The sequence below is a fragment of the Synechococcus sp. PROS-U-1 genome, assembly GCF_014279755.1.
In the GTDB taxonomy this organism is placed as follows: Bacteria; Cyanobacteriota; Cyanobacteriia; order PCC-6307; family Cyanobiaceae; genus Parasynechococcus.
This window is the reverse complement of sequence record NZ_CP047951.1, coordinates 1,743,496-1,761,741: the sequence shown is the minus strand read 5'-3', so window position 1 is coordinate 1,761,741 and position 18,246 is coordinate 1,743,496. Positions and strand designations below refer to the sequence as shown.

Genomic DNA, 18,246 nt, shown 5'->3' with positions numbered 1-18,246 from the left:
CCACTATTTGTTCGAATCAAAAACAATAGCGATTGGGGATCCGATAGAAGGCGGGTTGCAGTGGGCAGCAAGACCAAGCTATTAGTTGTGTCGAGCGAGTTGCGAGCAAGAAAATTTTAAATACAATACAGGGAACATACGGATCTACTTAGATTTTCTAATACCATGGATCCCAAACAAGTTGACTCTTATGTACCTGCATCGAACTGGTTTGCCGCAGGACTCCTGGATGGCAGCTGGAAAGGAGGGAAAGTAACAGTTGCGGTAAACATTTCATCAACTTTGTCAAAGATCCACTTAATACACATACTGGCAGAAACGATATCCAAAGAGAATGGATATCGCGTTGTTGATACTTGCTTCGCTTATTGTCCAGAGTTTGACCTCTTCCTGCCGTTCGCAAGCTCCGCTACAGCTGCAAAGTCCGTCCAAGAATTATTCGATAAGAATAAGGAGTCAATAACCCAAACGGCGAATGAATCAATAAAGAAGCTGAACACCTAGCCTTGGTTAATATTTGCAAGAGTTTCGCCATTGATTGGTAAGTAAAATCGAAGTCAATGTTGCATCGATTTTCGCGAAAGGCATTTCGAGGTGTTTGCCAAAGAACTAAGCGTTAAACGAAGACAGGCTGGCCCAATTTTTTGTCTACTCGTGAGGATGAATTTTTTGAGTCAGAAGGCTTATCGATGACTCGATTCCTATCAATCTTTGCTCAATTTTATTGATTCTATCAAAAATCATGCCCAAGACTTGAGAGTCGCCTGTCGATTCCGGCTCCACCTGTCCGTGAGTCATTTCAATAAACTGCTCTTCCGTAATAACGCCATTATCAAGAAATGCCTTGGCTTGCATTAATCGCTCAGAAGTCAACTTCTTTTGCTCTTCCATGCTATTTTCCTATTGGATTCTCAGAGCCTATCAGGCTATTCTCTTGGGGAGCACTGCTTATGCATTCAAGAGCACTGCTGCTGCAGTTCTTCGCCAATGGTTCCTCCAACTCACATGACCGCAGATATCAAATTGACGCTTGAGCTTTCGAGGGAGAACTGGGAGTCAGTCGTGCGGGTTCTGGAGGACGCCAGCGTGTCCAAGGCGGATGACGTGGAGCAGGTGAGATTGAAAAGGGCCTTTGATTTGATAGACGGCGCACTCAACGAATTTCTAGAAAAGCATCTGCTGGATTCCCCGATTGAGGTGTACTCGAAGATTCCCATTCAGTTCAAAATTGTGAAGGGCGACTGGCAGTAAACGGATCAGATATCGGTTTCTGCCTCTACTGCACTGGTGATGAGCATTGCCACAACATCACTAAAGCTCATTCGACCCGCGTCTCCGCGTCATCTGAAGACCACGCCCTTGCCAACCCAGCAGCCTGTTCTGCTCTTCCGCAGTCAGGAACGAATAGAGCCAGACCAGCAGCATCTCCTCCACCTCTGTCACTCCAAGCTTCTGAATGCCCTCGGACAGCAAGCCTCGGAAGGCATCAGGGTCATTGACGCGTAGGGCAGCAACCAGCTCCTCCATGAGGAAAAGGGCAATGCGGTTGTCGCGGGTCATGGGTCAGTCGTGACTGCCTTGAGTGTTCCCCGCTCTGCACAAGCAATGACGCACCATGCCTTGCAAGCGAGCTAAAGGAAAAGTACTGCAAGGTATAAAATTGAAATTCTCGGGACTATGGATGTGAATAAAGCAACAACCTTGATTTCAATGGGTTTTGGCGGATGGTCACATTTTCATGAGATTTTGGGTTCGATATTTAATAATCACGAGATGGTGATACGGTAATCAAGGCTTAATCAAAATAGGGCCATCTATTCTCGGAATTCCGAGGTTTTCTCTGATAGCAGATACTTGCACATTGGCAACAGACCAGAAGTCAAGGTCCTGGATGATATTGACATTACAACATAACCCTTTTTCATAGCCAGCCATTGCATCATCGGGAACAAAGGAACCAGTTGATGGTGGAATAATATCGCCTACAGTCGAAAACTTCTTCCCTAGATGAAAATCCAAAATTACCTCTAGCAAAGATTCAAATCCAAACCCGTCGCTAAAGAGTCCTGCTTGAAATGCGGCTACATTTATTTCGCCATATGTATCGGTATTGAATCCTCCAAGAATGTGACAGCAGTCATGCTTTATCAAGAGTTCTGACATGCTTTTATGTTCGCCAGGTAACGGCCATTCCCTATCTCGATACCAAAAAAAAATTGAATGCCCAAGGCTCCCCTCGGGATAATTTACGAGACCCTTATACTTGCTTGCTAATATTGGGTCGCCAACTGATTGATGAATAGCATCGACAAATCCCTTGACAAGCTTTGGCGCTGAGTTCAAACCAAGAAATTCATCCATTGAGCGACGTCCATAGTCCCATAAAAGACGCTTTAGATGATTATCTTTGACCTTGTGCAAGTCTCTTAAAGTATTTGGATTAAGCCCAAATGCATTTGCATACTCATCAACCATGTCAATCATTTGTGAATTTAGGCTCATATCTACGTAGGGCATCAAGATCAGTATCTGTATTAATTGAAACCTTTTATCTTCGTCCTTAATAAGTGCTGCGCATGCGGCTGGTGTCATTGACTCTAAGTATTGAATATCAATATCGCTATGGAGAACATGACTTTGGACTGATTTTATGAATTCAAGAATAATAGCTTCTGGACTCCCATTGGCATCAAGGCTGCCGACTGAATTCATAGCCTGTAAAAAGATTTGCGCTTCACGCGCGTTCCACTTAGGAAGATTTTTCATTTAGCCAGTGACAGGAAATCTCAATGTAGAAGGGGCGGCCCAAAAAGCGGTATCATGAATTACAGTCTATGTTCCAAAATACGATAAGCCTGGCAATGGGTGCGATGATGGAAAATTTTTCATAGCACCCTCTCGGAACCGGATTAATTACTATAATCAACAAGTGAAACTTGGTATTGAAAGAAATATCTGATTTAAACATATAAATATATTTTAGTAGGCATTTAATTGGCTCCCTATTGCAGTAAAGAACTAGTGAATCCATGGGAAAAGGCGGGTGTCGCTGGTCATGGATCAGTCGTGACTGACTTGAGTGTTCCCCGCTCTGCTCAAGCAATAAAAAAGGGCGGCAGGGAGTGCCGCCAGCAACAAGGGGTCGAACGCGTCGAAAACGCTGGACTCTCTCCAGCGGCACCACCCTCTTCAGGCGGTCAGGGGTGCCGTGGGTGCGCTTTACATACTGCGAAAAAAGGAGAGGTCCCACCCCCTCCCAGTTCGACGCATTGCCCCTTCACCGAAGAAGCACCCAAAGAATTACGCGGGGTTCACCTACTGGTCGTCGCCATTACGACCAAACGACTAATGGGGTCAGCAACCCAAGAAAAAGCAGAGGTCCCACCCTCTGCTCTGTTCGACGCATTGGACCCCCTTACGGAGGGTTGACCTAATACTCTCTATCCACGCCTATGCCGCCATCCGTAGAAGCGCGCATTGAGAAGGGGGGCGTCGCGCCCCCCTGAAGGTCATTGAGACCTGGTTACTGCTCATCGGTCTCTGACCTCATCCCAGTTCTAAGGCGGATCAGGGCAGCGGGTCATGAGCGGAATTACCGCTTTCTGTATCAGCAAGACACAAAAAAAGAGCGGTATCCCTATCGCTCCTCCGGAAACTGAAAGTGCCGCTGGGCGGGACGACGCCAAGCGACCACCACCATCACCGATGAGGTGGGACTGCCGTGAGTTCCTCGACGGTGGATGGGGCCCGATTGATTGGGTGGCGTGATCAGGCGTCGTTAATTGGTGCCAGATCACACTTCAATCCATAGCTAACCAAGGCCAGCGTTAAGTCAGTTCTCTGAACTGTTCACATGGATTTCAAAAGCAAGAGCTGCCAAGACCTAAACAATCAATTGGCTATCTACCAAGCATTCCGCAACACTCATGGAGTCGCTGCAGTCTTACGCCAGATGGCGAATGAATACTGCCCTATTCAGAAGGTAGTTATTCGCTGATCACCGCACCGGCGGCCTGCACCGTCGCCAGCCTGTTTTCAGCATCTTGTCCAACACCTCGATGGCGTTATGGCGAAGCATTCGCCTGCGAGTCATCGGCTCAGGCGGGCGGCGCGGAACAACAAGCGACTGCTGGAGGCGATGGTGCTGGATCGCATGGACGTGGAGCTGGTCATCACACGGCTGGATGTCGATGTTTGCCACGCTGCCGTTGACAACAGCCCTTTTTGTCAACATGGCCATGATTCCAGTTCAGCCACTGCTTGACCGTCTTGCTGAAATCCCAGATATGGCAACGGGTTCTAAGCGCCTTGTTGTTGTCTTGGGCCAGTTGGGAGATTTCGACTCGATCGAATACGCCCAGGCATTGGTGCCGAGGCTTCCCGAGTTGGCGGCGGCTGGGGTCAAGGTTCAGCTGTTTGGCATTGGCAACGGCGCCAGCGCCGAGCGGTTCGCTGCTTTCACGGGCTTTCCCTTTCAGCAGCTGATCGCCGACGCATCACCGCTGTTGCATGAATCTCTGGGTTTGGAATCCGGGTTGCAGCTGCCCGGTGGGCCCTGGCCTGGCTTTCTGCTGATGTGCGCTGGTGTGGGCTCACCGGGCACGCTGGGCGAAGTGCTGCGTGGTTACATCGGTGATCGCTCTGCCGCCCAGATTTTCGACGATGAGGAGTGGGTCGAGGCGTTTCCGTTGCCGCGCTTCCGTGGCGCTCTGTTCCGCCGGGCCGGTGGTGAAGGGTTTCAGCGACCATTTGAGCTCGCCACCAAACGACTGCGAAACATGAACGAAGTGCTCCGGAATTGGCGCACCTACGTGCCCTGTGACGACTACATCACCCAGCGCGGTGCCACTGTGCTGCTCGATGGGGATGACAGCGTGATCTACAGCCATCGTGATCAAAGCCTGCTGGGCTATTCCGCCACCATGGATCGCCCATTGGCGTTTCTCGACGCGGTCTTGTCTCAGAGCTGACCGCCATCGGTGGAGGGCTCGCGATACACCGCAAGGGCCGCCACCAACCCGCCGATGAAGCCTGCGCTGTGGCCGATCCAGCTCACGCCGGCGGGTGAAACGCCGGGGATCAGGGCGATCAGTGCTGAGCCATAGAGCCAGAACGCCACAAGCCCCAGGACGATGGACAGGATGCGACGTTCCAGCCAGCCGATCAGCAGCAGGTAGCCCAGCAATCCATAGACCACCCCCGACAGTCCATGGCTGCGGGCGGGCCAGAACAGCGCGACAGGAATGTTGATCAGCAGCACCGACAGCCAGACGCTCAGGTAATCGCGCATTCCCCGGCTGAGTACCAGCCAACTCAGGGGAAGAAACGCCAGGCTGTTTGAGATGAGATGCCCAAAACCAGCGTGACTGATGGGGGAGGTCAGGACCCCCCACCAGGGTTGATCCGGGCCCATCGGCAGGTTCCACTGCCCCGCAAAGATCAGCTGGTCGATCAGCTCCTGTCCCCAGGCCACCGCCAGGATCAGCACGGGAAGCAGCAGTCGACCGCGCATCGTCCAGCACCAATGACCACAATGATGACGCTCGTGCTGCACGAATGCTCAGAAGCGACGTCGACGTCCTCGTGATCGGAAGCGGCATCGGCGGACTGTGTGCCGCTGGCCTCTGTGCCCGTGCTGGCCGCGACGTGCTGGTGCTGGAAGCCCATCACCAGCCAGGAGGGGCCGCTCATGGATTTCAGCGCCAGGGCTATCACTTCGAGTCCGGGCCGTCTCTTTGGAGTGGTCTGGGGCGTTGGCCCAGCAGCAATCCCCTAGCGCAGGTGCTGCGTGCGCTGGACCAGACCGTGGAGGTGATCCCCTATCGCACCTGGGATGTGCTCTTGCCGGAAGGGGACCTGCGCATCGCCGTGGGGCACGACGATTTCGAGGCCGTGGTCCGCGACTTGCGCGGCCCCGAAGTGGCTTCCGAATGGCGGCGTTTTGTGGAGTCGCTTCGGCCGATCGCCGCCGCCGCCGATGCTCTGCCTCTGCTGGCCCTGCGCCCCGGGGTGGATGGCATGGCGCAACTGCTGAAGCGCGGGGGGCGCTTGTTGCCGCACCTCGCGGCGATGCGTCATCTCTCCGGTTCCTTCGGGCCTCTGGTGGATCGTCACCTGCGTGATCCCTTCCTGCGCCATTGGGTGGATCTCCTCGCCTTCCTGATCAGCGGCATGCCGATGGGAGACACCAATGCCGCGGCCATGGCCACGCTGTTCGGCGAATGGTTTGAACCGGAGGCCCATCTCGACTATCCCGTTGGCGGCAGTGCTGCGGTGGTTGAGGCCTTGGTGCGTGGAGTGAAGGCCCATGGCGGCAGTCTGCACACGGGAGTCGCTGTGCAACAGCTGCATACGGAGGGGGATCGCGTCGTGGGCGTGACGCTCACCAATGGCACGCAGATTGCGGCGCGGCAGGTGATCTGTAATGCCGACATCTGGTCCACCCTGGCTCTGTTGCCGGCGTCTGTTGCGCCGAAGTGGCAGCGTCAGCGCCAGGCCACGCCGGCTTGCAACGGGTTTCTGCACCTGCATCTGGGCTTTGATGCCACCGGTCTGGAGGATCTGCCAATCCATACCGTTTGGGTCGACGACTGGGAGCGGGGGATCGACGCCGAGCGCAATGCCGTGGTGTTGTCGATTCCGTCGGTGTTGGATCCCACCATGGCGCCGCCGGGTCGCCATGTGCTGCATGCCTACACCCCCGCTAGCGAACCGTGGGAGTTCTGGGCTGACCTTGATCGCGGCAGCGCGGCGTATCAGCGGATGAAACAGGAGCGATGCGCTGTGTTCTGGCGCGTGCTGGAGCGCCGTATCCCCGACATCCGCGAGCGCTGTGAGTTGATCATGGAGGGAACGCCGCTGACCCACAGCCATTTCCTCAACGTGCATCAAGGCAGTTATGGCCCTGCGCTTTCAGCCGCTGAAGGGTTGTTCCCTGGGGTGACGACGCCCCTTGCCAATTTCTGGCTTTGTGGGGCCAGTACCTTCCCCGGCATCGGAATCCCTCCCGTAGCGGCGAGTGGTGCCATGGCGGCCCATGCCGTTCTCGGCCGGGACACGCAGAACGATCTACTGCGTGAGCTGGAGCTTTGAAACAGCTGCGTCATAACCTCCCTTCGGAAAGTTGTCGCAGTCCATGAATTCCAACGCCCGGATTGATTCGCTGCAGCTGATGCTGACCGATCTGCGCATGCGCAACGAACCGATCCGTCACAAGGCGGCGTTTCGGGGCTGCCAACCGGAATTTCAGGCGTTGGTCAGTCGTTTGATTGAGCAGCTGGAGGGGGAACTGCTCGAGGAGAAGCAGCGCTTCCGCCAAGCGTCACGGCACGCTTGATTTTGAGAGCAAGTCGCGCCACTGCGCCTCCTGCAGGGCCGCCTCCGGTGTGCCCTCTAGGGGGAAGTGGTTGAGGAAGTTCTTGTCTTGAGCGGGCTGATAGGGCCCCTGCTTCAGCTCAAAAATCACGCTGTCGGCCTCCAGGGCCACCAGGGTGTGGAACTGATCTTCTTCAACCTCGATCCCATGGGTGGGCCCAGCGGCGCTGAGATGAAGCTGCTGCTGGATGTCGCCCTCCCCGTTGAACAGCAGCAAGCCGATGGCTCCCTGCAGCACCAGGAAGCATTCAAAGCCTGTGCCTGAACCGTTGCGCCGGTGGCGGTGGGGACGCACATAGGTGCCGGGCTGAAGCACGTTCAGGAAACGCTGAACCGGATCCTGCTCCTGGTGAAAATTGTGGTTCAGGCGCAGACGGGGATGCTGCCGGGCTTCGGCGGCAACCCGGGCGAACAGCTGCTGGTTGATGCAGCGAAAGGGCGAGGACGTCATCCGTTTTGTTCGGCAGCGGATCGGTAGGCGGCGGGGACGAGCACCAGAAACAGGAGCCACCACACCAACACTCCAACCGCCACTGGAAGGCTGATCCAGAGGCGATGCAGCAGACCCCAGGACCCTCCCACGACCAGCACTCCTGTCGAGACGATGGACCATGGCTGGCACCACCAGGGTTTCAGAGACCAGAACGGCGGCTGCTCCGGGGGTGGCTGTTTCGCAGGTTCAGCGGAGGGCGTTGAGTTCACCGGCGGCTTGCATGGCGGCGAGATCGTCGTAGCCACCGATGACTGATCCGTCGATGAACACCTGCGGGAAGGTGGTCATCCCACTGCGTTGTTGCACGGCCTGGAAGGCTGCGTCGTCGTTGATGGTTGTGACGGTGTGGGGCAGATCAAGCGTTCTCAGGATGCGAAGTGCGCGGCTGCACCACGGGCATCCGGGAAGAACCGCAATCTCCAGGCGTGGTGTCGACGACTGTTGCTCGGGGCTGCCGTCGCGTTGCTCCAGAACACCAATGAGGAGATCCACTCCTTTTTGAACGATGGTGCCGGGCTCCAGGTGGCCTCCCCAAACCTGACAGGCCCCATCCGACAGGCTCAGGTGCAGATGAACGCCCTCAGGAGAGAGGGTTCCATTGAGGGTGATGACTTCGAGGTCTCCCTCCAGCACGGTGGGGTTGGCCTGGCCGGGGCATTGAAACGACGCCTTTGTGAGGTTGCCGACCACGCCGAGAACAAAGCCGCTGATGCCGTCCCGCTGGGCCAGCTCTTCAAGGCTGAGGCGCAGATCACTGCCGGGAGCAAGCTTCAGCGGCAGGGAACGCATGGCGCCTCAAAAGGGTGCTCAAGATTACGCAATCCTGTTTCGCACGATATTGTGCTTTTATTGGGTGGATATGTTCACGTTATCGTGCCCCTCCTTCAAGACCTGGTTCAGGAGTTGCAGCAGCGGATCGAGGGTCAGGCCATGGCCCCAAGCACGGCTGCGGTGGCGGATGCGGCCGGTTCAGAGCGCATCAACGTCACCCTGCCCCGAGGGGTGATGGATGACCTCAAGCGGCATGCCCTCGCCGAGGGGCGCAGTTGCGGCAATTTGGCCGCTTATCTGCTCGAAGAAGCCCTGCGTCGTCATCGCCCGCTGGGCTAGTGGCTCGAATCAATCCAGAAACTTGTTAGCGATGGCTTCCGCCTCTCCATTCTGTTGAAGTTTCAGGATCGAAACTCCCATCGGCGTGCGCAGCGGGCTGGTGGGCTTGAGCACGAATCCGTAGGTCTCATCCGACAAGGTGAACGGTGCGATCCGAACGGCAAGGTTGGGATGTTGTTTGAGGTGGTAGCGAAGGGAGTGTCGATCGAAGATCAAGGCATCGGCCTTTCGATCCAGCACCAGCTGAACGGCGTGGTCGAGGTTGGGAGCTGGCACGACGCGCATCTCCCGGTTTTCAGCCAGCTCCATGCCATCGGTGCCTTCCACGACGGCGATCCGGCGGCTGCTGAGTTGTTTAGGACTATCGATCGCTGTTTCGGTGGCTCCTGAAAGGAACAGCGTGAACGCTGACGCAAGGCTGGCGGTGAGGGATGAGACCGCGATCAGCGAGATCACCATCCAGGCTCCTGTAATGCCACGGCCGGTTCGCGTGATGGGTGCCTTGTCGCCGTAGCCCACCGTCGTCAAGGTCACCAGGGCAAACCACATGCCACTGCTGATGCCGGGAAGCCAGTCGCGGGGAAACTGTTCACTGTTTTTTTGCCGCTCGGCCATCCAGATCAGGCTGCCGACCACCAACAGCACGCTGACCAGCACCAAAACCGAGGAGATAACGGCCCAGCCGAAGAACACCTGGAAGCGACTGAAAATGGATGGGGTCTTGAGGGGAAGAAGAATGCCCTCCTTGCTCAGGAAGTAGGGCTGGGTGAAGTCAATCCCTGGGATGGCAAGGCGACGGGAGGTGATGCTGATCGGGCCGACGAGCACGTCGATATCTCCGATCTCCACCGCTTCGATGCCGGCTTTGGGAGTCGGCTGCTGTATTAGCTCATAGTTGAGGTTGCTGTCTTCGGCGACGCGCCGCCAGATCTCGAGGCTGATGCCGCTGATGTGGTCGCCGTTCCTGATCACGAAGGGAGGCGATCCACTGACCCCGACCTTCAGCTGGTCGGCCTGCGCAGGAAGTGCGCTGCTGAAACAGGCGAGCGCTAGTACGAAGGACCAGCGTCGAGCGGTTGGCATCAGCGCTGTTCCAGGCGACGCACGATCACGGCCATTGCAGCCAGGGAACCCGCCAGCGCGATCAGCAGGGCAATGGTCATGGAAAGGTCAGGGAAGGAGTGGTACAGCCAGATTGGCATCCCTGTTACCGAGCAACCAGTCGGCGATTTCCATCCTCAGGGCATAGGCGCATTCATAACGCCCTTGTGCTTCGAGAAGTCTTAACCGTTGTTCCAGCGTTCGCAGGGTTGCGATCGCGAGCTGGTGTGGACTCTCGCTCCGCGCCACAATGAGTTTCTTGGGAGTCTCTAAAGATTGAGGCACGACGGCGTGAATCAGATGCAGCCAGCGCTACACATCCGCGATCTGACCTGTTGATGACCTCACTGGAGTGGTTCTGGGGCAAGAGCCCGCTGACGTTTCTGCCCCAGCGAGCGTTATGGCGGGCTGAAGGGCGTGAGCTGTTTGTGGCCGATCTGCATCTCGGCAAGGCCGAGGTGTTCCAGGCCCATGGCGTTCCCATCCCCAGTGACGGTGATCAAGGAACCCTGAATCCATTGCTGGCCCTGTGCCATGCCTGGTCGCCTGAGCGATTGTTTGTTCTGGGTGATCTTGTTCACGCCAGGATTGGCATCACAGCTCCGCTGCGCGACACGTTGCTGGCATTGCCTGATCTCTGTGGTTGTCCGGTCGTGCTCATTGGTGGGAACCATGACTGCGGCAGCTGGATAGAAGGCCTGCCCCAGCAGCCATCACAGCGACTTGGCGATCTCTGGTTAAGTCATGCCCCTGAACGGGTTCCGGAGCCAGGTTTGTTGAATGTGTGTGGCCATTTGCATCCCATGACAAGGCTTCGTAGCCGGTCGGATCAGTTGCGTTTGCCGTGTTTCGCCTTTGATCCGCATGGTCCGCGTCTGGTGATTCCCGCGTTCGGGCAGTTGACGGGAGGCCATGACTGCGGCGAGCGTTACCGGCAATGGCTGGTTGCTGAAGGCTCCATCGTTCCTTGGTTCGATCCACTCCCCCAAAACCGAGAGCGAAGGATCGCGTGACTCAGCCTGCTGAGCTGCGGACCCGACCCAAGCGGAGCAGGCGGCTCCGCAAGCGCTGGCTGCTGCTGCTGATGCCGTTTGTGGTGTTTGGCGGATTGATCGCTCTGGCCCCTGTCGCCCCCGAGCGGTCCGATCGCGAAGCCCGGGCCGTCAGCTCAGCTCAGCAGAGACTGCTTGATGCCGAGCCGTTCCGCTACATCCCCGATGATGAGGTTTACGCCCTGGATCTCGATCCAAGGCGGGTGCGGTTCGGGTTGCTGGAAGGCTGGGATCGCGAACAGGACGCCTACGAGGACAGCGCAGCTCTGGCCTATGTGTCCGGTCCGATGTATGAGCGCCATGTCGATAACGCCGGACGTGAGATCACTGTTCCCCTTGGTGACCTCAAATTTGGCGGCAAGGTCTGGCGTGGCCGGAACCGCACGGCTTCCCGCCAACGGGCCTACGTCGGCATCCGCCACGACGGCAGCATTGATTTCGGCTACGGGGAGCTGACCGATGCCCGCAGCCGCACCTATGACACCTTTATCGGCGGCCTGCACAGCCTCTACAACGACATCGAGGCTCCGCCCGATAGCTACAAGGGTGCCTACAGCATCAGCATGGGCCAGCGGATCCGCTATTACCTGCCGCGCATCCGCATGGTGATGGGCCTGCGTCAGGACGGCCACATGGAAGTTCTGATGAGTCGTGATGGCCTGACTCTGGAGCAAAGCAAAGAGCTGGCCCGTCGTAGGGGGTACCTCGCGGCCTACATGCCAGACCATGCCTCGAAGAGTCGGTTCATCATTCCAGGGGTCAAGGGATTCACCGAAGAGGACGCGAACTGGATTAGTGGCGGGGCGACCAGTTTTGTGCACGTCCCCTACATGCTCCGGTTGAGCTCCCGCCAGATCCCTCTGCAGGGCAATCTGATCGCCGGTTTGACGCCAAAACTGGTGATGGATGAGGCCTGCAATGGCCCTGCCGACTGCGTGACGTCTTTTGGGAACCATCTCGCCGATCGAGCCTTGGCAGGGTTGAACAGGGTGATGGAACAGGGCATCGAACCACTGGCTCGGATGATTTGGGCTCCATCAACCCCTTCCAAGCTCAGGGCCCCAGCCGATGCCAGAGACGGCGGGGTCGATGTGGATCGAGCACCTTTACGAGAACCACCCATCACGGCGGATCCCTTGGTCTTGCGGGAGCAGCCGGCATTGATCAGGGAGCTAGATCCTGTGGAGCCCGATCCGAATGACAGCTGGATCGATCCGCAGCCTTTTGCCCCGTTACCCCCCGATCTGCCACCGCCAGTCGTCCTTGATGAGCCAACGGTCAATCCCGCCGAGGTTCTCCTGGCGGAGCCGGCGGATGCAGTGGCCTCTGATCTCCTGGAGGGGGCGCCGCCGCCACCGGATCTTCCACCCCTCCCGCCGGCGCCCCTCCCGGTCGTGCCGGATTGAGTTTTGGAAGCCGCTTGGTCCTGGTGGCCCATCCCCGACACCCAACGCCGTGTCTTGGTGGCTCGTTACCCCAATCTCCCGACGCGTGTTGAGCAGAGGGCCTTGAGCGACTCGCTCACTTGCCGGTTGTTCGCTGATGCCGGTCATGTCGTCGGCCTGGATGACATCGGCCGCACGATCTATGGCAAGCCTCAGGTTCGTGCTCACCAGCTTCATCACAGTATTTCCAACACCCGCTCTCTCAGCATCGGTGTGGTGGGGCCAGATCCGATTGGCATTGACGTGGAAGCGCTCGACCGGCCCTTGCGAGTGGCCTCCGAGCTCCTGACCCAACGGTTGTTTGCCTCCGCCTCGGAAGCGACGGTGTGTCTGCAGCACTGGACGCTGATTCAGGCGTGGACGGCCAAGGAAGCCGTATTGAAGGCTGCGGGTCTCGGGCTTGGCGGCGGACTCGCCAATGTGATCATTGCGCCGAACGGGGCCGCGGCATGGCTGCATGGAGCGAGCTATGCCCTGAGCCTGTGGACGCAGGAGGGCTTCAGCATTGCTGTCGCTGAGTGCATCCGTGGCTAAAGAAAGGGGTGGAGCATCCGGCAGCAGTGTGAGATCACGTTTTCAGCAACGTCTTGCCGAGGCCAACAACTTCCAGAAGGCATTGCTCACGTCCCTGCTCGCCTGGATGGCCCTGGGGGTCTGGAGCTATCTGATCGTCGTTCCGATCCTTTCGGCCGTAGCGTTCCTCTGGCTCGGGGTGACGGGCTGGCTCGTTTGGCGGATCTGGCGTAAACCAGCTTCCTGTAGCTAAGAATTGGGCTTCAATAACTTATAATTCAGGGCAATTTTGGTTCAGATTCAGTGGAATTCACTGTGGTGATTCTGAGTGAGCATGTTGGGTCGTATCCAAAAATTAATTGGACTGAATGGAAAGATCGCAATCGCAAGCAGATGAAGAGTCAGGGAGATGTCTGGTCGATGGCAACACTATCCGGGACAACAATCTGGGATTGTTTGGAAAACAGTCAAATCAATCGTCTTCATCTCGTGCAGTGGAAACACTCCGACCACACGATGTATCAGGTCAGCCTGCCCCGCAGGTGAAACTCCCTGGTGTTGCAACTCCTGCGGCTGATCAGCCGTTGGCAGGCTTCGTCAGCTTGTAGATGTTTAAGGCGAAAAGGGCCATTCCGAAGCTGCCGAACAGGACAAGCAGGTCTTGGGTGGTGATGACCATGACTCTCGTTACAAAGCTTTGTTGACTAATGTAACGGAGGCGCAGGGATGCGTCATCCAGTCGTTCCGAGGGGGCCGTGGGCGGTCCTCTTTTTTATGACCTACCCATTTGGTGCCACGAAGAAGGATCTAGAGAAAGCGTTCCGACTCCCAGATGCGCCAGCCCTCAGGGAGATCCAGCCGCGTGAGCCCGCTGAACTATCCGAGACGGAGCTAGCAACTGTTTTGTTTGAGCACCCAGGCGTCTAGCTCCAGTGCTCTCCTGGAGAACAGCTTCAAGGAGACCTGAGCACCGGCTTGACCCAACACCGTGCACTGGAGTCGACGACGGTATCCGAGACGTGTGGCCTGGAAGATGGTGATGAGAAGCCGCAGATCACGTCGGGAGTTTTCTTGCTGCGCGGTTTAAGGCTGGTTCGTCAGCAGCTGTCAGGCGTTTGGCGATCCTGCAGCCTGCCATGAGCCACTGAAATGTCATCTGGTCATGCTCCATGAGATGGTCAGTAAAAAGGCAAGGTCCCACCCCTGCCTCTCCTTCTCACGACGCATGAGGCAGGCCTATGAACTGCCACCTTTTCACTGTGTATCCGCTCGGTACAAAAGAAATCGGTTCAACAGCTCATTGCCAAAGGGTCGATCGCCCATGCGCTCTTTCGGATGGCTGATGGGGGCGACGACGCTGCTGCTGTTAGCGGATTCTCTAAGGAGCTGAAAATAAGGTTTGAGCGGCTTTGTTGGTTGTCTTTCTTGGTAGGAATAAAGAAAGCCAAAGTCGGCATAGCGGCGGGCCTGCCCTGCGCTGCAGTGGGTTTACAGAACGAAGTTGAGAACTACATCGTTCGCAATATCCGTCCTTTCAATTGTCTTTAGATTTGCCGTGTGGGCATCAGTGGGAGCTTCGGTTTTCTCAGTGGCTAACTCAAAAAAAGACGTCGCCCTGCTTGCCGGGGTCTTCCTTTTAGGTCTCGGAGCTTTGGAGGCTGCCCTGCAGGTCTTGGGTTTTTAAGCCGAGGCAAACCAGGAGCAACAGGTCCCAACGCGGTATGCCAGGAGGATGAAGACACCGATGGCTGCTGTGCTGAACGAAATCCCCATGGCTAGCTGACGGTTCTTTTCACCAATTGCCAAGTCAAATTTGGATTCGTTCAATGAAGCCCTTCGCGTGGGGGCAACGTAGTCCATTTGGTATCTCTTGCGACGCTTTTGAGTCGAAATGCTGATGTCGGCTGACGACGGTCCAGCCGAGCAAGCGTTGAGAGATCCCTGGATGGTCTCGTCAGCCCAATAGCCAGATGCTTCGATCATCTGCAAAGAGCGCCAACGTGAAGTCACCGCGCTGACAGGGGCGACCTTCCTTGTTGCCCGCCAATCGCAAAACCGTTGTTTGTTCTGGCGTGGACGCAGTGATGAACAAGGATCGACTCGAGTGCACTTTCACTCTCTTTGGGCTGTTAATCGATTCAAGCTGCGACATCGACGTCGTTGTAACCCAAAAAATTAACCACTTTCCTCTCCTGTCTTGAGGCAAGTGCTTCTTCGGCTAATCGAATGAGCTGCTGCTCTCTTGCTTTGATCGCGGTTTGCCACCTCCTCTTCGGCTTCTGATTGACAATCATGATGGAGCCCTTGGGTGGCAGGTAATGAGCTGGATTCATTCGAACCGCTTGGACGATGGAGATTAAGGACCTATTTGTTCTCGCCCCGCTTGTTTACATACTTGTTTAAGTAGGTTCCGGGTGATACCCGATCTCGGTATCTTCATGAACATTTGGAAGGCTAGGACCCTGTTGATGCTGGACGAACGGCCACTGCTTGGCCGTTCTGTTCATGTCTGTCATTCATGTCCTCAAGCATGACAACTGCACCTGCTCCAGCCACACGCCTTCAATGGTTGCCAGCTTGTCATCGTCTCAGGCAACGAACTGATGCTGAACGCATCTCTTTTGCGTGGCTTTGGCTCTGCCTCTCAGTCGATGTCAGCACCTTGTCGACGGGGATCAGGCGAGACCTGCATCAAGCGAGGTCCGCATCCAGATCATGACCAGCACCGAGATGTTGATGAGAACTCACGGTGTGAAACTATTTGTTTTTTACAACGTCCACCACGGAAGCTTGCGATAGACACTCACTTGATCGAGCCAATCCAGGTGTTCAATGCTGCCCCTAGTTGAAGCCGAATCGCTTCTTGGCGACAGTCTCCATCTCCTTCCGGATTTGTTGCACCGCCTCGCGGGTAAATGCCTTCTCGTTCTCCTGCGCCGTAATGATCTGCTTCGTGAGTGATCGAAGCTTTTCAATATTGTCACAGCTGTCGATCTCCCTGAATGCTGCTTCGAGATGGAACCGTTGTTCCATAGATAAGTGGTGGTTGGTCATTGGAAAATGTAAGTGTCGATACAGCCCTGGATTCAAGTCAGGGCTGTTGTGCGTTAGCGGCTGATCAGGCTGCAGAGATGCTGAAAGGTGCCGCGGGATCGCTCGTTGGCATTGGGTCGGCCTCTCCGGCAGCAAGGGCTTTGGCGCGGCGATACATATCGCTGTTGGTTGCACCCCGGGTCTCCATCGCTGCAGCAACGACGGCCCAATTTCGGATTTCGGTTGTCATTTTTGATGAATATCGACGATGTAAATCTCGCAAGAGCTTTGCCCAGCTGTGAGGTGGATAGCCGCCTGCAGGCCGAACCACAATGACGGAGAGTTGCTGTTAAGGCTGCGTATTCAGTGGCCTAACTCAGAAAACGCCCGTTGCGCTCAGGCAAATCAACGTTGTTGCTAGCAAGACCCAGACAACCAACTGCAGCCACTGCGTTAGTGGAGTTCCCATGGCTTAGTCGAGTGGGTCGTCCCAAAGAGGTGGCTCGTCAAATTCTTCTAACAGGGAATTGGCTTCCAGCTCCTTGCCGGTTAGGAGCAGTCGCATCACCCGGTTCCAAATGAACTGGGTCAAGCGCTCTGCTTCCTTCCCCTGATGCCCGGTTTCGAACTTGATCGGAGGCACATCGCCTGTGTCGTCGTGGAACTGTGTGGTCAACGTCACGAGGTGGGCCGCAGCTGTTGCTTTGTCGTAACCCTCTTCACTTTTCAGATGACGTATCAACGGACCCCATTCCCTGTGTCAAGTTGAAAAGCAGATAATGCCTCGCCACCGGCAATGCAAAGGCGCATGCTTGAACGATGCAAGCCAAAACGTCAGAAGGTTTAGAGGTTCTCGTGGCTGTCGTTGTTACCGCCGGCTTGGTGGCAGGCAACCTCTTTTTGTTCTCGCCGTTGCGCGTTGATAACCGTATACAACCTGCCTCTGCAGCCCAAAAGATTGAATCCTCATCGCAGTAATTCCAATCTGATTTTGGTTGTCTGCCATCACATCAGCTCCAGTGTTCAGGGGCTCACTCTCAACATTGTTTCCTATGTGTTGAGGGAGTGAGTCAAGAAAATCTACTCCTGAGATATGGATTGCCCTCTAAAAAACTAACAAACTAATCGATTCGTTAAAGCAATGCTGTTGTTTATGGCCTCTGATAATCTTTGCGTTGAGGCGGAATACTGAGTTGCGTCGGCCCTGGCTCAACAGATTGTGTTTGGGCAAGATCTCAGGCGCTAACTTTTTGTCAGCCTTTCAGCTCTCTGCAAAATCTGAGCTCTGCTTGTCCGTTGTTTTGGAAAAGCGATCAGCGCTTGAACACCCCGTTGCAGTCGCCTGGAGCAGGCCTCACAAAGCAGTGGCCTTCAGGAGACCAATAGCCAAGTGCCGGGAACGCCAGGCCTTGAGCACGTGCTTCTGCATTGACAGCATCAACACCTCGAGCCTGGATCAGCACGTTTCCGTCGCCATCAACGAGATCAAGAAAGTTATTTTCCTGGATTTCGGCTGTTGGGTTGGCCTGCACCATGACGGGAGAAACAGCAACCACACAAGCGATCAGTAGGAAGCGCAGCATCGGACTTGAAATGGAGAATGAGGAATCAGGAATCAGTTGCTGGTGACGACCACCGGTGTGCCCACCTTGATGCGGTTGTACACCTGAATCACGTCGGTGTTCAGCATGCGGATGCAGCCAAGGCTCACAGCTGCTCGCATCTTCACCCAGTTGGGCCAGGCCGTTCCGTGGATGGCGTACTCGCCTGTTCCGATCTGCACGTAGGCCACATAGCGCACCCCGACGGGATTCTTCGGGCCAGGCGCGATCACCTTGCCCTTCTTGTGATACACGGGCTGGGGATCCATTTTTGTCACGGCGTAGCTGCCCGCTGGCGTCGGTGATTCCGGTGCGCCGATGGCAACCGGGTACTTCCCAATCACCTTTCCGTCATCGAGGAGGGTGAGATATCTGCTCTTGAGGCTGATCTGAATGGTGGTTTCGGCTTGCGCCGGAACCGCGGCCATTGCGCCCAGGCCCAACGCCGCCGTCAAGAGGAGTGAACGAAGCTGCATCGGTTTGCGCAACAGGCGACCGCAGGCATTTTGACCTATCCGAAAGGG

The 18,246-nt window shown here is 56.1% G+C and carries 24 protein-coding genes; 10 read left to right on the top strand and 14 right to left on the bottom strand.

Going from position 1 to position 18,246, the window contains the following annotated elements; genetic code table 11:
* The first annotated feature begins 165 nt into the window (after window positions 1-165).
* Entirely contained in the window at window positions 166-504 is a 339-nt protein-coding gene (locus SynPROSU1_RS09820; protein ID WP_186570346.1) for a hypothetical protein, read from the top strand.
* 144 nt (window positions 505-648) lie between these two features.
* On the opposite strand, the gene SynPROSU1_RS09815 is transcribed toward SynPROSU1_RS09820, so the two are convergent.
* Window positions 649-891, bottom strand: coding sequence for a hypothetical protein (locus tag SynPROSU1_RS09815; RefSeq protein WP_186570345.1), 243 nt, complete (start codon window positions 889-891; stop codon window positions 649-651).
* A 114-nt stretch (window positions 892-1,005) separates the two neighbouring features.
* On the opposite strand from SynPROSU1_RS09815, the gene SynPROSU1_RS09810 reads away from it, so the two are divergent.
* A complete protein-coding gene (locus tag SynPROSU1_RS09810) occupies window positions 1,006-1,251 on the top strand; it encodes a hypothetical protein (RefSeq protein WP_186570344.1) in 246 nt (81 codons plus the stop codon).
* A gap of 60 nt (window positions 1,252-1,311) precedes the next feature.
* On the opposite strand, the gene SynPROSU1_RS09805 is transcribed toward SynPROSU1_RS09810, so the two are convergent.
* The 3 genes from SynPROSU1_RS09805 to SynPROSU1_RS09795 all read right to left on the bottom strand — a co-directional run bounded on the left by SynPROSU1_RS09805 (window position 1,312) and on the right by SynPROSU1_RS09795 (window position 4,240).
* Window positions 1,312-1,560 (bottom strand): hypothetical protein, encoded by a 249-nt coding sequence (locus SynPROSU1_RS09805; RefSeq protein WP_186570343.1) that lies wholly within the window; start codon window positions 1,558-1,560, stop codon window positions 1,312-1,314.
* A 228-nt stretch (window positions 1,561-1,788) separates the two neighbouring features.
* Window positions 1,789-2,766 carry a hypothetical protein gene (locus SynPROSU1_RS09800; protein WP_186570342.1) on the bottom strand — a complete coding sequence of 326 codons (978 nt, stop codon included), beginning with the start codon at window positions 2,764-2,766 and terminating at the stop codon, window positions 1,789-1,791.
* A 1,231-nt stretch (window positions 2,767-3,997) separates the two neighbouring features.
* Window positions 3,998-4,240 (bottom strand): DUF1651 domain-containing protein, encoded by a 243-nt coding sequence (locus SynPROSU1_RS09795; protein WP_186570341.1) that lies wholly within the window; start codon window positions 4,238-4,240, stop codon window positions 3,998-4,000.
* On the opposite strand from SynPROSU1_RS09795, the gene SynPROSU1_RS09790 reads away from it, so the two are divergent.
* The gene (locus SynPROSU1_RS09790; RefSeq protein ID WP_186572345.1) at window positions 4,239-4,970 is read left to right on the top strand and encodes a peroxiredoxin-like family protein; all 732 of its coding nucleotides are present in this window, start codon (window positions 4,239-4,241) and stop codon (window positions 4,968-4,970) included. The two genes, SynPROSU1_RS09795 and SynPROSU1_RS09790, sit on opposite strands and share 2 nt — an antisense overlap.
* Here SynPROSU1_RS09790 and SynPROSU1_RS09785 read toward each other — a convergent pair.
* Complete coding sequence (locus SynPROSU1_RS09785; protein ID WP_186570340.1) at window positions 4,961-5,512, bottom strand: rhomboid family intramembrane serine protease; 552 nt, start codon at window positions 5,510-5,512, stop codon at window positions 4,961-4,963. The genes SynPROSU1_RS09790 and SynPROSU1_RS09785 overlap by 10 nt on opposite strands.
* 44 nt (window positions 5,513-5,556) lie before the next feature.
* On the opposite strand from SynPROSU1_RS09785, the gene SynPROSU1_RS09780 reads away from it, so the two are divergent.
* The gene (locus SynPROSU1_RS09780) at window positions 5,557-7,092 is read left to right on the top strand and encodes an NAD(P)/FAD-dependent oxidoreductase (protein ID WP_186570339.1); all 1,536 of its coding nucleotides are present in this window, start codon (window positions 5,557-5,559) and stop codon (window positions 7,090-7,092) included.
* A gap of 43 nt (window positions 7,093-7,135) precedes the next feature.
* On the top strand, window positions 7,136-7,336 hold the full coding sequence (locus tag SynPROSU1_RS09775) for a hypothetical protein (protein ID WP_186570338.1): 201 nt from the start codon (window positions 7,136-7,138) through the stop codon (window positions 7,334-7,336).
* Here the strand turns inward: SynPROSU1_RS09775 and SynPROSU1_RS09770 are convergent.
* From SynPROSU1_RS09770 to SynPROSU1_RS09760, 3 genes are read right to left on the bottom strand one after another with little or no spacing between them, the layout of a single operon-like run.
* Entirely contained in the window at window positions 7,322-7,825 is a 504-nt protein-coding gene (locus SynPROSU1_RS09770; protein WP_186570337.1) for a WbuC family cupin fold metalloprotein, read from the bottom strand. The genes SynPROSU1_RS09775 and SynPROSU1_RS09770 overlap by 15 nt on opposite strands.
* Window positions 7,822-8,076 carry a DUF6737 family protein gene (locus tag SynPROSU1_RS09765; protein ID WP_186570336.1) on the bottom strand — a complete coding sequence of 85 codons (255 nt, stop codon included), beginning with the start codon at window positions 8,074-8,076 and terminating at the stop codon, window positions 7,822-7,824. The genes SynPROSU1_RS09770 and SynPROSU1_RS09765 overlap by 4 nt, the downstream gene beginning before the upstream one ends.
* Window positions 8,054-8,656: a PCC domain-containing protein gene (locus SynPROSU1_RS09760; protein WP_186570335.1), complete on the bottom strand. Its 603-nt coding sequence runs from the start codon at window positions 8,654-8,656 to the stop codon at window positions 8,054-8,056. The genes SynPROSU1_RS09765 and SynPROSU1_RS09760 overlap by 23 nt, the downstream gene beginning before the upstream one ends.
* Before the next feature lie 84 nt (window positions 8,657-8,740).
* Between SynPROSU1_RS09760 and SynPROSU1_RS09755 the strand changes: the two genes are divergently transcribed.
* Complete coding sequence (locus tag SynPROSU1_RS09755; RefSeq protein ID WP_186570334.1) at window positions 8,741-8,977, top strand: CopG family transcriptional regulator; 237 nt, start codon at window positions 8,741-8,743, stop codon at window positions 8,975-8,977.
* 9 nt (window positions 8,978-8,986) lie between these two features.
* On the opposite strand, the gene SynPROSU1_RS09750 is transcribed toward SynPROSU1_RS09755, so the two are convergent.
* The gene (locus SynPROSU1_RS09750; RefSeq protein ID WP_186570333.1) at window positions 8,987-10,060 is read right to left on the bottom strand and encodes a transporter substrate-binding domain-containing protein; all 1,074 of its coding nucleotides are present in this window, start codon (window positions 10,058-10,060) and stop codon (window positions 8,987-8,989) included.
* 356 nt (window positions 10,061-10,416) lie between these two features.
* Between SynPROSU1_RS09750 and pdeM the strand changes: the two genes are divergently transcribed.
* The 4 genes from pdeM (at window position 10,417) to SynPROSU1_RS09730 (ending at window position 13,341) form a co-directional block, all read left to right on the top strand.
* Window positions 10,417-11,091, top strand: coding sequence for a ligase-associated DNA damage response endonuclease PdeM (pdeM, locus tag SynPROSU1_RS09745; protein ID WP_186570332.1), 675 nt, complete (start codon window positions 10,417-10,419; stop codon window positions 11,089-11,091).
* 71 nt (window positions 11,092-11,162) lie between these two features.
* Window positions 11,163-12,536 (top strand): hypothetical protein, encoded by a 1,374-nt coding sequence (locus SynPROSU1_RS09740; protein WP_255444901.1) that lies wholly within the window; start codon window positions 11,163-11,165, stop codon window positions 12,534-12,536.
* A gap of 3 nt (window positions 12,537-12,539) precedes the next feature.
* Entirely contained in the window at window positions 12,540-13,109 is a 570-nt protein-coding gene (locus SynPROSU1_RS09735; RefSeq protein ID WP_186570330.1) for a 4'-phosphopantetheinyl transferase superfamily protein, read from the top strand.
* Window positions 13,102-13,341 (top strand): hypothetical protein, encoded by a 240-nt coding sequence (locus SynPROSU1_RS09730; protein ID WP_186570329.1) that lies wholly within the window; start codon window positions 13,102-13,104, stop codon window positions 13,339-13,341. The genes SynPROSU1_RS09735 and SynPROSU1_RS09730 overlap by 8 nt, the downstream gene beginning before the upstream one ends.
* A 2,588-nt stretch (window positions 13,342-15,929) precedes the next feature.
* Here SynPROSU1_RS09730 and SynPROSU1_RS09720 read toward each other — a convergent pair.
* The 5 genes from SynPROSU1_RS09720 to SynPROSU1_RS09700 all read right to left on the bottom strand — a co-directional run bounded on the left by SynPROSU1_RS09720 (window position 15,930) and on the right by SynPROSU1_RS09700 (window position 18,198).
* A complete protein-coding gene (locus SynPROSU1_RS09720) occupies window positions 15,930-16,178 on the bottom strand; it encodes a hypothetical protein (RefSeq protein ID WP_255444618.1) in 249 nt (82 codons plus the stop codon).
* A 28-nt stretch (window positions 16,179-16,206) separates the two neighbouring features.
* The gene (locus SynPROSU1_RS09715) at window positions 16,207-16,371 is read right to left on the bottom strand and encodes a hypothetical protein (RefSeq protein ID WP_186570327.1); all 165 of its coding nucleotides are present in this window, start codon (window positions 16,369-16,371) and stop codon (window positions 16,207-16,209) included.
* Window positions 16,372-16,593: 222 nt separating this feature from the next.
* A complete protein-coding gene (locus SynPROSU1_RS09710) occupies window positions 16,594-16,803 on the bottom strand; it encodes a hypothetical protein (RefSeq protein WP_186570326.1) in 210 nt (69 codons plus the stop codon).
* A gap of 631 nt (window positions 16,804-17,434) precedes the next feature.
* Window positions 17,435-17,704, bottom strand: coding sequence for a hypothetical protein (locus tag SynPROSU1_RS09705; protein WP_186570325.1), 270 nt, complete (start codon window positions 17,702-17,704; stop codon window positions 17,435-17,437).
* 32 nt (window positions 17,705-17,736) lie between these two features.
* Window positions 17,737-18,198 (bottom strand): L,D-transpeptidase, encoded by a 462-nt coding sequence (locus SynPROSU1_RS09700; RefSeq protein WP_186570324.1) that lies wholly within the window; start codon window positions 18,196-18,198, stop codon window positions 17,737-17,739.
* Window positions 18,199-18,246: the final 48 nt, after the last annotated feature.

Bases quoted from the DNA above. Each gene is read 5' to 3' on its own strand.
- SynPROSU1_RS09820 (WP_186570346.1), top strand. From the start codon at position 166: ATGGATCCCAAACAAGTTGACTCTTATGTACCTGCATCGAACTGGTTT.
- SynPROSU1_RS09815 (WP_186570345.1), bottom strand. From the start codon at position 891: ATGGAAGAGCAAAAGAAGTTGACTTCTGAGCGATTAATGCAAGCCAAG.
- SynPROSU1_RS09810 (WP_186570344.1), top strand. From the start codon at position 1,006: ATGACCGCAGATATCAAATTGACGCTTGAGCTTTCGAGGGAGAACTGG.
- SynPROSU1_RS09805 (WP_186570343.1), bottom strand. From the start codon at position 1,560: ATGACCCGCGACAACCGCATTGCCCTTTTCCTCATGGAGGAGCTGGTT.
- SynPROSU1_RS09800 (WP_186570342.1), bottom strand. From the start codon at position 2,766: ATGAAAAATCTTCCTAAGTGGAACGCGCGTGAAGCGCAAATCTTTTTA.
- SynPROSU1_RS09790 (WP_186572345.1), top strand. From the start codon at position 4,239: ATGATTCCAGTTCAGCCACTGCTTGACCGTCTTGCTGAAATCCCAGAT.
- SynPROSU1_RS09795 (WP_186570341.1), bottom strand. From the start codon at position 4,240: ATGGCCATGTTGACAAAAAGGGCTGTTGTCAACGGCAGCGTGGCAAAC.
- SynPROSU1_RS09785 (WP_186570340.1), bottom strand. From the start codon at position 5,512: ATGCGCGGTCGACTGCTGCTTCCCGTGCTGATCCTGGCGGTGGCCTGG.
- SynPROSU1_RS09780 (WP_186570339.1), top strand. From the start codon at position 5,557: ATGCTCAGAAGCGACGTCGACGTCCTCGTGATCGGAAGCGGCATCGGC.
- SynPROSU1_RS09775 (WP_186570338.1), top strand. From the start codon at position 7,136: ATGAATTCCAACGCCCGGATTGATTCGCTGCAGCTGATGCTGACCGAT.
- SynPROSU1_RS09770 (WP_186570337.1), bottom strand. From the start codon at position 7,825: ATGACGTCCTCGCCCTTTCGCTGCATCAACCAGCAGCTGTTCGCCCGG.
- SynPROSU1_RS09760 (WP_186570335.1), bottom strand. From the start codon at position 8,656: ATGCGTTCCCTGCCGCTGAAGCTTGCTCCCGGCAGTGATCTGCGCCTC.
- SynPROSU1_RS09750 (WP_186570333.1), bottom strand. From the start codon at position 10,060: ATGCCAACCGCTCGACGCTGGTCCTTCGTACTAGCGCTCGCCTGTTTC.
- pdeM (WP_186570332.1), top strand. From the start codon at position 10,417: ATGACCTCACTGGAGTGGTTCTGGGGCAAGAGCCCGCTGACGTTTCTG.
- SynPROSU1_RS09740 (WP_255444901.1), top strand. From the start codon at position 11,163: ATGCCGTTTGTGGTGTTTGGCGGATTGATCGCTCTGGCCCCTGTCGCC.
- SynPROSU1_RS09715 (WP_186570327.1), bottom strand. From the start codon at position 16,371: ATGACAACCGAAATCCGAAATTGGGCCGTCGTTGCTGCAGCGATGGAG.
- SynPROSU1_RS09705 (WP_186570325.1), bottom strand. From the start codon at position 17,704: ATGCTGCGCTTCCTACTGATCGCTTGTGTGGTTGCTGTTTCTCCCGTC.
- SynPROSU1_RS09700 (WP_186570324.1), bottom strand. From the start codon at position 18,198: ATGCAGCTTCGTTCACTCCTCTTGACGGCGGCGTTGGGCCTGGGCGCA.